We start from the raw sequence: 14,408 nt of genomic DNA on the forward strand, positions 1-14,408 counted from the left end.
CAACAGCTCATCTATAAACTGTATTCATCAAATACGCCACCCTTTTTCACTCGGCCCGAATGCAGAAACCCCGTGGTATTCATGCCTATCCTCTGCCGGGAGATCCCGCCACCCCCAGAAAAATCACGGCGCCACAGGCGGTGCGCCGGGCTACCGGCCCATGGGCCCCGGCAAACACCCCGAAGTCCCCGAACCGTAACGCCCTAGCCCAGCGGGGTCTATTTCGGAATCTCAACCACAAGGCGCATGCCCACTTCGCTGCACCCGCGAGACGGGTTCACGGCTTCGCGCTTGGCGCACCGGGCGTTGTAGGCATAGGTGGCCCAGCCTCCGCCGCGCACCACACGGTTCGTCCCGGAGGCCGCCCCCGTGGGGTTTTTCACCGACTTCTGGGGGTAGCGTCCGTACCAGTCCCGGCACCATTCCGCCACGTTTCCGTGCATGTCATAAAGGCCCCAGGCATTGGGCGTGAAGGTCCCCACGGGAAGGGTCCCGTTGGAGGCGGCCCCTGCCGGGCATTCTCCCCAGCTGGCGTTGGCGTCCACATTGGCATCGGCCGAGCCGAGACAGGCCCCAGTGGAAAAGGCCGCGGACTCTCCGGCCCGGGCCGCATACTCCCACTCCGCTTCCGTGGGCAGCCGATAAGTGTACTTTGACTGTTTGTTCACCCACTTTAAAAATGCCTGGATATCGGCGCTGGTGATTCCCGTCACCGGGTGATCGCCGCTTTGGGAAAATCCCGGATTCTTCCAGGAATACTCCCGGCTCTGGGTCCAGACATAGTCTTCCAAGGCATAGGCCCCCCCTGCTGTCTCCGCCTCGCTTTTGTACCCGGAGTCATCCACAAAGGCCTGCCATTGGGCCACGGTGACCTCCTTGTCCTGCATGAAAAAGCCCCAGGTAAGGGTCACGGAGTGGGCTGATTCGTCCTCTTTGCGTCTGGACTCGGTATCCGGGCTCCCCATGGTAAACGTGCCCGGCTTGATGTAGACATAATGCCCCCACTCCCCCTTGAACGAGTCTCGCGGCGTAAGAAACACTTCCACCCAGGCATCCTTGCCCGAGGACACCACCACCTTTGCCTTACCGGATTTAAAAAGCGGTGCACTCACCTTGACGGTGTGGGTCCCTGCCTCCACAGTGCCTCCGCTTTTAAAGGCCGCCCCGTCCAGGCGAATCGACGCATTCCCGGGCTTGACCTTGACAAACAGCTTGCCCTTTTGCGGGGGCTCTTTTTCCAGGGTGGCGCTAAGGCTGCGCTCTTTGCCCCTCTCGATGTCTATGGTGCCGTTCCAGGCCAGATACCCCTCTTTGCTCAAGCGGACCTCATGGGTGCCCTCCTTGAGGGCAATGTTGCCCACGGGGGTGATGCCCTGCTTCTTCCCGTTGATGTAAAGCTCTGCGCCTGTGATGTTGGAAGAGACCTTCAGCCTGCCGTCCACGGGCTTGCGCGTGGGCTTTGGCTTGGGAGGCACCAGCTTGACCACGGCAACCGGTGCCGCCTTTGGCTTGATGCGCGGCGCCTTAACCACCACAGGGGCCGGGGCCGGAGCAGAAAGCAGAAAGACAAATTCCCCGCCCTGATCGCCCGTATTGCGAAGGGACCGGCACCGGGGAGGCATGGTTCCGGACTTCCGCAGCTCTTTTTTCATGCCGCTGAACATCTCCATGGTGGTAAGGCACGGCCCCTTTGATGAAAGGGCCGAGGCCACGCCCCGGGCAAAGACACTCACCCCGCCTTCCCCTGCCACGGGATGCACGTTGCCGGATATCATGGCCCAGCGGCTGCGTTTGTTGAACAGCTCCACGTAGTACTCGCCGTCCCGGCGGCTGGCCAGGCGGTGTGTGGCACCGAACATCGTATCCCCCAGGGCCGCATCCGAGAGGATCAGTACATCCCTTGCCTTCATGACGTTCACCGCTTCCTGGATCTCATCGTCTGCAATCCAGGTGGCGGGGTCATCGGGCCTGGCATCGCTGGGAAGCCACCACGCTTTGCGCGCGGCCTTGTCCGTATGGGACGAGCCTGAAAAATAGACCAACACGCTGTCGTTGATCCCCATGCCGCGGGCCAGCCCCCTGAATTCCCGCATCACCGCAGCCCGACCGGCAGCCTCGTTGATGAGGAGCTTCACGTCAAAGCCCGCCCGTCCCTTCAGGGCGTCAGCCACATGCCGGGCCCCTTCAACGGCAGCAGGCGAGCCCTCGATGCCCGGATCGGCGTAGGTATCGATACCAATGACCAGGGCCTTGTAACTCCCAACGGATCCCTGCCGCCTCTCCAATTCGTCAAAGGCTTTCACGTCCGCCAGGGCAGTCGCCGTCCATACTGCCGTCAAAAGAAACATTACAACGGGTCTGATTGCTCTCGCCATGGTCTTTCTCCACCTTACTCGCTGGTCTTTTCACTTGTAAAATGAGGATTCTTACCACCTTTGGTCCGTCCTCGCTGGCCGTTGATGCTGGTGTATTCTCCCTTAGCGGTATTTTTCGTGCCCCCCAGAATGGAGGCGTAGGAACCCGGTGCCGTGTTCCCTTTTCCCCCGGCAATAACGGAAAAATCACCGGAAGCTTTGTTTTTCTCTCCGCCCAGCACGGCACCGCAGTCACCGCTCACGGAGTTACCACGCCCGGACACCACGTTGCCGACCCCCTCATAATGGTTGGCAGCCCCCACCACAAGGTTGTGGGAGCCTGTGCCGGTGGATCCGTAGCCGATCACCACGTTGCCTTTGCCGTTGACTTTGTCGGCTTTTCCCGTGCCGTTGGTCACATAAAGGTTGACCCCGTTGAAATAGATGTTGCCGCCCTTGCGGGTGATGTTTGTGAGCAAACTTTCCAGGGCTTTCACCCGGGCTTCAAGCTCTGCAACCCGCAACTGCAGCTCCGGGGATCCGGCGCCGGTCTTCATGACAGGCATGACCTTGGGGATGTCTTCCTTGCGTGCGTACCCGGAGAGAAGCTGCAGCAGCTCGCTGTCCCGGGTAATGGAGTCGTCGATAAAGGACTCGCCCACAACCCCTTGACCGATACTGCTTCCGGAGAGCACCGCCGCAGGCTTGGGCTTGGTGCTCTTTGGCTTGGGCGCAGCCGCAACCTTCACATCCGCCCCGGCTTTGCGAAAACGCGTCGCGAGCTCCGCATCGGCCATGGTCTCGTATGCGGAGATGTCTCCGGCTTTTCCCAGGATCATGAGGTGCTGCATCTTATGGTCCAGCCCCCCTTCGGTTTTCTTGTGAAACAACAGGATATAGATGGCCGGTTCGGCCTTGGCACGGGCGCTGCCCGCTTTTTTCACGCGGGTAAAAAAGGCCGCCGACACGTAGCGGTCTCCCAGAACGCGCACGTCCAGAGGCTTTTCCAGGGTCACCGCCCGTTTGTAGCGACTGAGCTGGGTCTTGCTCACGCTGCGCAGGGCGTTTGTCATGAGCTCCGGCTGCGCTTTGCCGCCAAAGGCCTGGATCAGCCGGGAGGCCGTCTCCACGTCATCGACTTTCTTGGCCGCCGCAGGCCATGGCATTACAAAAAACACGGCAAGAACACATACGATCCATTGAAATCTTCGTCTGGTCATTACACCCCCCGAAAAGGTCATTGGCAGTAACATTCGCAACAAGTCGGTTTTATGTCAGCGGCCTGGAAGGAGAGCATCGTACAGCGCTATGGCCGTTGCATTTTCCGGTAAGACTAAAGCTGGTCGTCAAAAGGAAGGCCTCACCCGGAAACGATCCGGGCCAGGGCCTTCCCCCCAGACTGAAAGTGCCGACACCGCCATACCCATGACCGATGCCGGCACCTCGTTTAAACAACCTTGAGGCCCTTGGGCATCAGAAGCTGTAGGAGACTTTGGCTGTGTAGAGTTCCCAGTCCTTGGTGTAACTGGGGCCCTCGATCTGGCCATTCACACCGAAACTTGACGAATAGAAGGCCGTGTTGCCGTCGGAGTTCAGCATGATGGCACCCCCGCGCATCTTGTGGCCTTCCACCTTGAAGATCCAGTTTTCGGTGATGTCGAAGCGAAGGGAAAGGGCGAGATCTTTAAGGTAGGCGCGGTGCTCCTGGCCGGGGGGGGTAGCCACCCAACAAACCATCGGAGAGGGCCCACTTTTGAGCGGATTTTTCACCATCCTTGTCGTCCCGGTTGGCGTAGTACTCGGAATAGTAAGTGCCGAGCTCGAACCAGTCGGTGAATCGGTAGGTGATCATGCCGTAGTAGCCCTCACTGTCAAAATCTGCGGCAGCCGAATCTTCGGGAATATACCCAGGAGCAACCATTTCATAGTTGATGCGGTTGTACTCGGTGGAAAAAACAAAGTCCCCCACAGCGTACTGAAGGGAGGTGGTCCAGCCGGTCTGGGTTACTTCGATCTCAGAAGGTTTTAATGTCGGTGCAGGAGGTGATGTCACACTGCCATCAGGATTACTGGTGATATCGGCATTAAAGTTCATCTCCCAGCCGCTCACCCCAAAGGAGAGCCCGTCCAGGGGCGTCTCCCAGAGCACGCTGCCCACATAGGTGCGGTCCACCTCGTTGTTGGAGACGTCCACCCCGAGGTAAATGGGGAACTGGTCTTCCAGAAGCCTCATCTCGGGGCCGTCGTCGTCAAACTGGTTGACGCCGCCCATAAGATGGTACTCAAAGCTCCCGACCTTGCCGGCCGGTGCATAGCCGTAATATTCAAAACCGTTCAGGGCGTTGATGGAGTCTCGCCACCCTTCGTTGTACACGCTCTGGGGAAGCAGGACCGAGGTGCGAAGCATATCCACGTCGCGGCTGGTGTTGTAGAGGCCCTGGGGCATCTTGAGCTTACCGGCTTTGAAGTTGGCCCACTCGGTGAAGGAGTAGTCGGCATAGGCCCAGTCGATGGTCACTTCGTTTTCCCCCAGGGAACCGAAGTCCCGGGAGAAGAACTGGATGCCCAGACGAAGGCGGTCGCTTACGTCTGAGGTGAAGTTGATGCCCCGCTCGTTAAAGTGATACGTGCCGCCGTTATCGGTATCCCCGAAAAATTTGTTGTCCGAGGAGAGAAGATACCCCTGGGTAATGAACCCGTGAATGGTCACCTGCCCTTCTGAGCCCAGCTCAAAGGCCCCGGCAGACTGTGCCGAAAGGAAAACCAGAATAAAACTAAACAAAATGGCCGTTCTTTTCATCATTGTTGTTAGCCTCCGCATCGGTAAATGTATGTGAAATTTATTCAAAAACAATTTAGATGGACATTTCGCTTAAGATCTTCACCTGGTCCGTTGCGGCTGCGGAAGAGACAAAACCGATGGCTCCTTTGGTCTTCTCCACGTATTCCACAAGGTCCCTTTCTTTTCCAAAGCTCTTGGGTGCCTGCCCCCCTCCGGTAAACACCTTCTTTTTCCAGTACCGATTAAAGGTGTTGTGATTTTTTTTAAGGTACTTATTTAAAAACGCATCCCGGGTGGCGCCTTTGCCCAGGACAACAAACTGAACCCTCATGCCGTTTTCCCATACCTTCTTCTTGCCAAGGTAGATATCCCGAATCTCCCGCTGTTCAAGAGAAGCGACGGGAACGCTTCGATTTCCGATGACTCTCAACTGCTCTGCAGATACATTGCCTGCGAACAGGCAGAGAATCGAAGCAACCAACATGCCCCTTAGAACCATTCTCATCATTCCTTGCACTCCTTCTTTCCTTTGGTGGTGAAAATCATCGTTCAGCTGTGCCAAACAAAATGTACACATACAGGATACCAACCGTATGAAATTAACATTGTTATCCTTTGTGCACTACTAATTTCCTTACAAGGTGTCAATACCATTCCCGTTACAGAGTACTTACCACAGCCTCACTGGTAGACCTGCGAAGGCGTGTCAACTCTATGGATGAGATGGTGGCAGCCCCCTTGGAAACCACATCAATAACGGCCTGCCCTTTTTTGGCAAAAAAGAGGCGAACGGTACGATCCGGGCGGTTCCAGACCCTCAGTGCCCCCACAGCCCCCGTCTCCCTGCGGGCGGTGCCGTATCGCAGGGAGACCAGTTTCTCCAGTTTATCCAGGGAGTCCGATGCCTTGACAGGGAGCACATACCGCATCCCCACAAGGCGGTCGTCGTAGAGTCGATACATCAGGTGGGCGGGCCGCTTGAACAAAGAGACCCGATAGAGAAGTTCATTGCGTGCCATCTTCTTGGGGGCGATCTTTTCCGATGCCATCACCTCGAACCGGTTCATGCCCCAGCGCACGCTGCGAAAATCAAAACTCGCGGCAACGGCGCTGTGCGAAACCAGCAAAAAGCCTAGCAAACAGACAAGGCCCTTAATGTAATGACATCTCTTCATCGGTCCCCCTGCCGGCAAGGGCATTGCGGATGGATGCGGAAAGCTCCCTTATTTCAAGGGGCTTCATCAACAGAAAATCGATGCCCGCATCCGAGACCTCACCTGCAGAGACACTGTCGCTGTAGCCGGTACAGATAATCACCGGCACCTCGGGTCGCAGGTCCTTGACCTTGCGTGCCAGGGCGACGCCCGTCATCTTGGGCATGGTCAGGTCCGTGACCACCAGGTCAAAGGCTTCGGGGGATGCGGAAAAAAGATCCAGGGCCTCCCGGCTGTCCGTGACGGCCGTCACCGTGTAGCCCAGGCGCTCCAGCATGGACCCCACCATTTCGGTCAGGTCGGGCTCATCGTCCACGAAAAGAATCCGCTCGCGGCCACGGGCAAGCCCCACCACAACCGCGGGTTCCTCACCGGCCCGCCCTTCGGAGACAGGAAAATAGAGGTGGAACACACTGCCCTCCCCTTCCTCGCTCTCCACGCGAACCGCCCCGCCATGGACTTTTAAAATCCCGTGGACCACGGAGAGCCCCATGCCGGTACCCTGGCCCTTGCCCTTGGTGGTGAAATAAGGATCGAAGATGCGTTTTTTCACATCAAGGTTCATGCCGCACCCGGTGTCCCCCACCGAAAGTTTCATGTAGGCCCCGGGTTCGAGCTCGATGAACTCGTGGACGTCCACCTCGTTCAAGGTCACCACGTCCAGCAGGATAGACAGGGTCCCTCCCTCGGCCATGGCATGGGCCGCGTTGGTGCACAGGTTCATGAGGATCTGATGAATCTGGGTGGAGTCGGCGTCGATGGGATACACCTTGGAGGTCATGGACTGCTTGATCTCGATGGTGCTGGGAAGGCTCGCGCGGAGGAGCTCCAGGGACTCACCGATGATCTGCTGCATAAAGACCGGCTTCTTCTCATGGACGGTCTGCCGACTGAAAGAGAGGATATGGCCCACCAGGTTGCGGGCGCGCTGGGAGGCTTTGTAGATCTGGTCGATGCTTTTGCGGGCCGGGTTGGATTCGTCCACGTCGAAACGGGCCAGCTCGATGTACCCCAGGATGGCGGCAAGGACGTTGTTGAAGTCATGGGCGATGCCCCCGGCAAGGGTCCCTAAGGCTTCCATCTTCTGGGCCTGGCGGAGCTGCTCTTCCATGGATTTGCGGGCCGAGGTGTCCCGGACAAGGGTCAGCTTTCGAAAGGGCTCCCCCCGGTTGTTCCTCAACAGCCAGCTGCGGACCTGGGTGGGTACCCGGCTGCCCCCTTTGCGGATAAACTCCTTTTCGTACTCCCCGGACTCCCCCTGGGCAAGAAGGGCCGGCGTCACGATGCGTGACTCCAGAAGGCGCCACTTTTCGGGGGTCATCTGCTGCTCGAAGCGATCGCACACCTCCCCAAGGGGGTACCCGACCATTTCAAGAAACGCAGGGTTGGCGTCTTCGATGCGTCCGTTCAAATCCGTGAACAAGATGCCGTCCCGGCTTGTCTTGAACAACTCTTCATAGCGCACAGGATCTTCGGGAGCGTCATGCCCCCGTACCTGCTCCTCTGAGGCGATCCCTTCGGCTTCAAGGAGCCTCCGGGCACGGGCCAGGGTGTGTTCATCGCCATGTACAACAAGAACCGTTCGGTCAGAGTCCCGGTTCAATGCAACCCCCTTTTCTCTCTCATGGGAGAGTTTATCACGCAGAGCACACGTACACATGTTCACTCATATCGGCACGCGAGCTGTTTATCTTTATGCCAAAACGGTTGAATTGCGCCAAAAAGCCACCCTAGCCCCCTTTAAAGCGCACATCCCGCGATGCCGGTAAACCCCCTGCTCTGCATAGAGCTTCACCCCATCATGTCACCGCCGACTCATTTGATTATCACGACACATTCAACGAGGGTATCTAACACACCTGTCCTTGCAGCACCACCCCTGCCGCTGCCTTTTGCATGGCGGTATCCCCCCCGGAGGCTCGTTGCAGCACCGGGGAAGCGAGCCGGTTCCCTTCCACTTGTTTTTACAGTGGATCAAAAGCCTTTTCTCAACGCCCGCAGGCGTTAAAGCCGCGCCGCCCCTTGCAATTCATCACCCCGTGTTTATATTGATTAGACCATGAGCCATTATAATGAAAACATACCCGACCCCAAGGAACTCGAAAAGGAGATCGGTAATTTCCTCAATCAAAAGTTTGGCGGAAACGTAAAGATCGTCTCTCCCTTCTCGAAACCCGAGCGGGACAAAACCGAAGACAAGAGCGTCAGAGCCGAGAAGACGGGTTTTCAACTCGACTTCAACATGAAGCCCGAAGAGCTGGTTGCCTACCTGGACCAGTTTATCATCCGTCAGGAGAGGGCCAAAGCCGTTCTGGCAACCAAGATATGCACCCACTTTAACCGGATACGCCACCTGGAAGACGAGGGGCGCAAATCCGCGGGCATTGTGGGGGGCATCAAAAACAACGTCCTGATGATCGGCCCCACCGGCGTGGGCAAGACCTACATGATCAAGCTCATTGCCGACAAGATCGGGGTCCCCTTTGTCAAGGGAGACGCCACCAAGTTCACGGAGGCCGGTTACGTGGGCGGCAACGTCGAGGACCTGATCCGCGACCTGGTGCGAGAAGCCGACGACAGCATCGAACGGGCCGAATACGGCATCGTTTATATTGATGAGGTGGACAAAATCGCCTCTTCCCCCAACCTCATGGGAGCCGACATCTCCCGCACCGGTGTCCAGCGGGCCCTCCTCAAGCCCATGGAAGAGACCGATGTGGAGCTCAAGGTCCCCCATGACCCGGTCTCCATGCTCAAGGAGATGGAGCGCTACCAGAAGACCGGGGCCCTTGAAAAACAGGTCATCAACACGGGCAACATCCTTTTTATCATGAGCGGTGCCTTCAACGGCCTGTCCGAGATCATCGAAAAACGAAACCGAAAAAAAAGCATCGGCTTTGGCGCAACCCTCCATGACAACGCCGATACCGACGCCATCTTCCGCGAGCTCCGCACCGAAGACCTCGTGGAGTATGGTTTTGAGTCCGAGTTTGTGGGACGCCTTCCCGTGCGCACCACCCTGGAGTCCCTCTCCGAAGACGACCTCTTCGAGATCCTTAAAAACCCCAACAACCCGGTGATCCTCAGCAAAAAGCTGGACTTTTCGTCCTACGGCATCACCATCCGGTTCGACGATGAGATCCTCCGGGAGATCGCACGGCGTGCCCACCTCGAAAACACCGGGGCCCGAGGCCTTGTGAGCGCGGTGGAAGATGTACTGCTTCCCTTTGAGACCCGACTGCCCTCCATGGGCCTGAAAGAGTTTCCCGCCACCATCGAAGCGGCACTGGATCCCGACAATACCCTCCGGTCCCTTTCGGACCCTGCCATGGCAGACGAGTGGAACGCGCGGTTCCGACACCTGGAAGAGCTGGAAGCCGAGGACCTGTCCGGGTACATCGCCAACCACTGGCAACAGCTGACCATCGGACACCTCCTGCCCATCACGCCCTGGCGTACGGAGCTGGCGTCAAGGCTCTGTATCGCAAGCGGAATCTCCACGGGAAGCGCCATTGAGAGAATTCATTCACATTATGAAGAGGTTAAAAAACTTGAGGTGAATTTTTTCTCGAAGTTTGGTATGCATGTCCTGTTTGATGAAGAGGCGGTGGATTTCCTCATGGACCAGATCCTGACGGCCGGGGCCACCGGCGACGAATTGTTCGCCAAAATCACCGGAGATTTCGAACTCGGTCTCTCCCTTATCCGGGAAAAAACCGGGAAGACCCACTTTTTCATCACACGGGAGGCCCTGTTGACGCCCGAACTCTTCCTGGACGACCTCATCAAAGAGGAGCTTGTGGGAAAAGACGGCGCCATCCGCCTTCCCGACAACACAAAGACATAACGAATCCCTGCCGGCAGCCCTCGTTTCGCCCTGGGATTCGACACCATTCAAACGAGATACCAACAAAGGCCCCTGTTTGAGGGCCTTTGCTGTCACAACCGGAGAGTATACGTAGATGATCGGAATATCCAAACTCTACTGCGGAACCGTGGAACCCTCAGACGCCCTGCGCTACGGACGCCATTCCGGGAGCCTTCCTTCCCACCTGCTTCAGTTCTCTAAAGACAAAAAGCCTGTGGTGGTCTGGAACTGCACCCGGGCATGCAACCTCAAATGCATCCACTGTTACGCCCAGGCCAAGGCGACCGGCGAAGACAACGAAATGACCACCGAGGAGGGCAAGGCCCTCATCGACGACCTGGCGGCCTTCGGGGCCCCGGTCATCCTCTTTTCCGGCGGTGAGCCCCTCATGCGCAAGGACATGCCGGAGCTGGCCGAGTACGCCGTCTCCAAGGGGATGCGCGCCGTCATCTCCACCAACGGCACCCTCATCACAAAGGAAGTGGCCCAGAACCTGAAGCGCATCGGCCTCTCCTACGTGGGCATCAGCATGGACGGCATGGAAGAGACCCATGACCACTTCCGCGGAGAAAAAGGCGCGTTCCAGGCCAGCCTGGAAGGCATCCGGAACTGCCAGGAAGCGGGCATCAAGGTGGGCCTTCGCTTTACCATGAACCGCATGAACGTCCGGGATATCCCGGCGGTATTCAAACTCCTCGAAGAGATGGACATCCCCCGCATCTGCTTCTACCACCTGGTGTACGCCGGGCGAGGCGTCAAGATCGGTGACGAGGTGCTCTCCCACGAAGAGACCAGAAAGGCCGTGGACCTCATCGCCACCGAGGCCAAGCGCCTCCACGACGCGGGCAAGCCCAAGGAGGTCCTCACCGTGGACAACCACGCCGACGGCCCCCACATCTACCTGCGCATGCTCGAAGAGGACCCCAAACGCGCCGAGGAAGTGCTGGAACTCCTCCAGATGAACGAAGGCAACAGCTCCGGCCACGGCATCGGCTGCGTCAGCTGGGACGGCTCCGTTTACGCCGACCAGTTCTGGCGTCACCACAGCTTCGGCAACGTACGCCAGCGCCCCTTCTCTGAAATCTGGACCAAGCCCGAGGACGACCTTCTCCTCAAGCTCAAAGAGAAGAAAAAGCACGTCACCGGAAGGTGCGCCAAGTGCAAATGGCTCGATATCTGCGCCGGCAACTTCCGCGTTCGCGCCGAAGCCGCCACCGGCGATGTCTGGGCCCCGGATCCCGAATGCTACTTAACCGATGAAGAGATCGGCTTGACCGAATAACCCTATGGGCCCGGTCACTGGCGCGGCACACACCATGCCGCGCCACCCCGGCCGCCCCCATGCCGAAGACGACGGCAAGGGCGCGCCCGCCTCACCCCGTGAGCCGTCGCGCCCTTTGACAGCCGGATCACCGGCCCTCGCCTTCCCGTAAGGAGTACCCGATGCTGTTTCCCCAATACCGAGGACGACGCCTGAGAGCGTCATCCAGCCTGCGCCGCATGATCCGCGAAACCTCCCTCTCCGTCAACGATCTGATCCTGCCCCTTTTTGCCATCGGCGGAAAAGGCGTCAAAAATCCCATTGAGTCCATGCCGGGACACTACCAGTACTCCGTGGACAACATCGTCAAGGTGGCCAAGGAAGCCCGTGACCTTGGGATTCCTGCGGTGATGCTCTTCGGCATCCCCGACAAGAAAGACCCCCTCGGAACCTCTGCCTATGCCAAAAACGGCATCGTGCAGAAGGCGGTGCGCGAAGTGAAGAACAAAGTCCCCGATCTCACCGTCATCACCGACGTCTGCCTCTGCCAGTATACGGACCACGGCCACTGCGGCGTGGTGGAAAAAGGAAAGATCGACAACGACATGAGCCTCGATCTCCTGGCCCGTATCGCCGTCTCCCATGCCAAGGCCGGCGCCGACATGGTGGCCCCCTCGGACATGATGGACGGCCGGGTGGGTGAAATCCGCGAAGCCCTCGACCAGGAGGACTTGGACGAGATCCCCATCATGAGCTACGCCGTAAAATACTGCTCCGCCTACTACGGTCCCTTCCGGGCCGCCGCCCACTCCGCCCCCACCTTCGGGGACCGGCGCACCTACCAGATGGACCCGGCCAACGTCCTGGAAGGCATCCGGGAGGCCACCATGGACGTCCAGGAAGGCGCGGACATCATCATGGTGAAACCGGCCCTCTCCTATCTGGACGTCATCTCCAAGGTCCGGGACGAAGTGGACCTGCCCATGGCTGCCTACAACGTCAGCGGCGAATACGCCATGATCAAGGCCGCGGACCAGCTCGGCTGGATCGACGGCACCAAGGTGATGATGGAGACCCTGACCTCCATCAAACGGGCAGGCGCGGACATCATCCTCACCTACCACGCCCTGGAAGCCGCCCGGGAGCTTGGCGGGAAATAGAAGCATGAAAAAATGCCTCCGGCGGCCCTGCCGGGGGCCAAACTTTTGAAAAGTTTGACAAACAGGCCTTAAGCGTGCGCGATGCCGGCTGTTTCCCTATGCCGGTACACTGCGCGCATCAGACTTGCTTACTTCGCAACAGCGAAGTCTCCCTGCCGAAAGGCGGGGAGACTTCGTTGTTGCAACCGGAATGTTTTTGCGGAGCTTTTTTCAAAAAGCGACCCGCCGGAGGCACGATACGACATGGACACGACGAAGATGCATGAGCATATGAAGCACGGAGGCCCTCACGGCCACGGCGGCGGGCACGGAAAAAAAGAGGCGGAGTTGAGGCTGGTGGCCTGGGAGACGACCCGGCGCTGCAACCTGAGCTGCGTGCACTGCCGTGCCGCAGCCGAGAACGGCCCCTACCCCGGAGAGCTGGATACCGAAGCCGCCTTCAGGCTTCTGGACCAGATCGCCGAGGTGAGCAAGCCCATCATCATCCTGACCGGCGGCGAGCCCCTCCTGCGCGAGGACATCTTTGAGATCGCCGCTTACGGCAACAAACTCGGCATGCGCATGACCATGGCCCCCAACGGCACCCTGGTCACTGCGGAGAACGCCAAAAAGATGGTGGAGTCGGGCATCGTGCGCATCAGCCTGAGCCTGGACGGCGCCACCAAAGCGTTTCATGACGGATTCCGCGGCGTGGACGGCGCCTACGACAGCGTCATGCAGGCGGTGGAACACGCCAAGGCAGCCGGCCTGGAGTTCCAGATCAACACCACCATCACCAAAGAGAACCTCTCCCAGATCCCGGACATCCTGGCCAAGGCCGAGGAGATCGGCGCCGTGGCCCACCACATCTTCCTCCTGGTGCCCACGGGCAGGGGAAAATACATCGCCGACAGCGAGATCAACGCCAAAGAGTACGAGGAAACCCTCAACTGGTTCTACGACCAGCGTGAAAAAACCTCCCTCCAGCTCAAGGCCACCTGCGCCCCCCACTACTACCGGATCCTTCGCCAGCGGGCCAAAGAGGACGGCAAAAAAGTCACCTTCGAAACCCACGGCCTGGACGCGGTGACACGCGGCTGCCTGGGCGGCATCGGCTTCTGCTTTGTCTCCCACACCGGCACGGTGCAGCCATGCGGGTTCCTCCACACCGACTGCGGCAACGTCAAGGAGCAGCCCTTCGGCGAGATCTGGCAAAACTCCAAGGTTTTTAAAGAGCTCCGGGACTACGACCTCCTTGAAGGAAAATGCGGCCCCTGCGAGTACAAACGGGTCTGCGGCGGATGCCGGGCCAGGGCCTTCGAAGCCACAGGCAGCTACCTCACCGAAGAGCCCCTCTGCAGCTACAAACCGCCGCGCATGGAGAAATAGCGCCAACCGGATAAAACGTTGCCGGTTCCATGTGCCGCCAGACACATCCCAAAAATAAAAGACCCTGTACGCTCAGCGTGCGGGGTTTTTTGTTTCAGACACACTGTTGTCCAAAATAGGATTTGACCGGAAGTAAACCGGTGAGAATTTGAAAAGATGCTCCCTATAAGGCATGGTTAAGTTTGCAAACAAAGACCTCGCCAAACAAGGAGCATATCAATGGTACGTCATTCCAGCCTTTTCAGTCAAATCGTAGGTTTTTTTGACCGTAACCAGTTTGCCCGTTTAGTCTCCGAGCACGACGCAGAAAGAAACTCGAAGGGCTTCAAGTGCTGGGATCATTTTGTTTCCATGCTTTTTTGCCAAATAGCCCAAGCAAAAAGCCTCCGAGAAATATCCGG

General features: G+C 58.3%; 12 protein-coding genes. 5 read left to right on the forward strand and 7 right to left on the reverse strand.

The window, feature by feature from the left end:
* Positions 1 to 218: 218 nt before the first annotated feature.
* The 7 genes from BLQ12_RS25245 to BLQ12_RS25275 all read right to left on the reverse strand — a co-directional run bounded on the left by BLQ12_RS25245 (position 219) and on the right by BLQ12_RS25275 (position 8,010).
* Positions 219 to 2,375 (reverse strand): SUMF1/EgtB/PvdO family nonheme iron enzyme, encoded by a 2,157-nt coding sequence (locus BLQ12_RS25245; RefSeq protein WP_092215493.1) that lies wholly within the window; start codon positions 2,373 to 2,375, stop codon positions 219 to 221.
* Between the two features lie 14 nt (positions 2,376 to 2,389).
* On the reverse strand, positions 2,390 to 3,574 hold the full coding sequence (locus tag BLQ12_RS25250) for a hypothetical protein (RefSeq protein WP_139164111.1): 1,185 nt from the start codon (positions 3,572 to 3,574) through the stop codon (positions 2,390 to 2,392).
* 253 nt (positions 3,575 to 3,827) lie between these two features.
* Positions 3,828 to 4,079, reverse strand: coding sequence for a hypothetical protein (locus BLQ12_RS25255; RefSeq protein ID WP_092215499.1), 252 nt, complete (start codon positions 4,077 to 4,079; stop codon positions 3,828 to 3,830).
* The gene (locus BLQ12_RS25260; protein ID WP_092215501.1) at positions 4,039 to 5,157 is read right to left on the reverse strand and encodes a hypothetical protein; all 1,119 of its coding nucleotides are present in this window, start codon (positions 5,155 to 5,157) and stop codon (positions 4,039 to 4,041) included. The genes BLQ12_RS25255 and BLQ12_RS25260 overlap by 41 nt, the downstream gene beginning before the upstream one ends.
* A gap of 52 nt (positions 5,158 to 5,209) precedes the next feature.
* Entirely contained in the window at positions 5,210 to 5,644 is a 435-nt protein-coding gene (locus tag BLQ12_RS25265) for a type 2 periplasmic-binding domain-containing protein (RefSeq protein WP_139164112.1), read from the reverse strand.
* Between the two features lie 151 nt (positions 5,645 to 5,795).
* The gene (locus BLQ12_RS25270; protein ID WP_139164113.1) at positions 5,796 to 6,311 is read right to left on the reverse strand and encodes a hypothetical protein; all 516 of its coding nucleotides are present in this window, start codon (positions 6,309 to 6,311) and stop codon (positions 5,796 to 5,798) included.
* Positions 6,289 to 8,010, reverse strand: a complete 1,722-nt coding sequence (locus tag BLQ12_RS25275; protein WP_092215506.1) for a PAS domain-containing hybrid sensor histidine kinase/response regulator family protein — start codon at positions 8,008 to 8,010, stop codon at positions 6,289 to 6,291. Before BLQ12_RS25275 ends, BLQ12_RS25270 begins: the two co-directional genes overlap by 23 nt.
* 399 nt (positions 8,011 to 8,409) lie before the next feature.
* Between BLQ12_RS25275 and BLQ12_RS25280 the strand changes: the two genes are divergently transcribed.
* The 5 genes from BLQ12_RS25280 to BLQ12_RS25300 all read left to right on the forward strand — a co-directional run.
* Positions 8,410 to 10,197 (forward strand): AAA family ATPase, encoded by a 1,788-nt coding sequence (locus BLQ12_RS25280; RefSeq protein WP_092215508.1) that lies wholly within the window; start codon positions 8,410 to 8,412, stop codon positions 10,195 to 10,197.
* Between the two features lie 115 nt (positions 10,198 to 10,312).
* Positions 10,313 to 11,500, forward strand: coding sequence for a 12,18-didecarboxysiroheme deacetylase (ahbC, locus tag BLQ12_RS25285; RefSeq protein ID WP_092215510.1), 1,188 nt, complete (start codon positions 10,313 to 10,315; stop codon positions 11,498 to 11,500).
* 161 nt (positions 11,501 to 11,661) lie between these two features.
* Positions 11,662 to 12,639, forward strand: a complete 978-nt coding sequence (gene hemB, locus BLQ12_RS25290) for a porphobilinogen synthase (protein WP_092215512.1) — start codon at positions 11,662 to 11,664, stop codon at positions 12,637 to 12,639.
* Between the two features lie 243 nt (positions 12,640 to 12,882).
* Positions 12,883 to 14,007 (forward strand): heme b synthase, encoded by a 1,125-nt coding sequence (gene ahbD, locus BLQ12_RS25295; RefSeq protein ID WP_404825995.1) that lies wholly within the window; start codon positions 12,883 to 12,885, stop codon positions 14,005 to 14,007.
* 219 nt (positions 14,008 to 14,226) lie between these two features.
* Positions 14,227 to 14,408, forward strand: a 182-nt coding sequence (locus BLQ12_RS25300) for a DUF4372 domain-containing protein (protein WP_139164114.1), incomplete at its 3' end; no start/stop codon positions are given.

It is taken from the genome of Desulfoluna spongiiphila (assembly GCF_900101345.1).
In the GTDB taxonomy this organism is placed as follows: domain Bacteria; phylum Desulfobacterota; class Desulfobacteria; order Desulfobacterales; family Desulfolunaceae; genus Desulfoluna; species Desulfoluna spongiiphila.

Bases quoted from the DNA above. Each gene is read 5' to 3' on its own strand.
- BLQ12_RS25260 (WP_092215501.1), bottom strand. From the start codon at position 5,157: ATGATGAAAAGAACGGCCATTTTGTTTAGTTTTATTCTGGTTTTCCTT.
- ahbD (WP_404825995.1), top strand. From the start codon at position 12,883: ATGGACACGACGAAGATGCATGAGCATATGAAGCACGGAGGCCCTCAC.
- BLQ12_RS25270 (WP_139164113.1), bottom strand. From the start codon at position 6,311: ATGAAGAGATGTCATTACATTAAGGGCCTTGTCTGTTTGCTAGGCTTT.
- ahbC (WP_092215510.1), top strand. From the start codon at position 10,313: ATGATCGGAATATCCAAACTCTACTGCGGAACCGTGGAACCCTCAGAC.
- BLQ12_RS25275 (WP_092215506.1), bottom strand. From the start codon at position 8,010: ATGTGTACGTGTGCTCTGCGTGATAAACTCTCCCATGAGAGAGAAAAG.
- BLQ12_RS25245 (WP_092215493.1), bottom strand. From the start codon at position 2,375: ATGGCGAGAGCAATCAGACCCGTTGTAATGTTTCTTTTGACGGCAGTA.
- BLQ12_RS25250 (WP_139164111.1), bottom strand. From the start codon at position 3,574: ATGACCAGACGAAGATTTCAATGGATCGTATGTGTTCTTGCCGTGTTT.
- hemB (WP_092215512.1), top strand. From the start codon at position 11,662: ATGCTGTTTCCCCAATACCGAGGACGACGCCTGAGAGCGTCATCCAGC.
- BLQ12_RS25265 (WP_139164112.1), bottom strand. From the start codon at position 5,644: ATGATGAGAATGGTTCTAAGGGGCATGTTGGTTGCTTCGATTCTCTGC.
- BLQ12_RS25280 (WP_092215508.1), top strand. From the start codon at position 8,410: ATGAGCCATTATAATGAAAACATACCCGACCCCAAGGAACTCGAAAAG.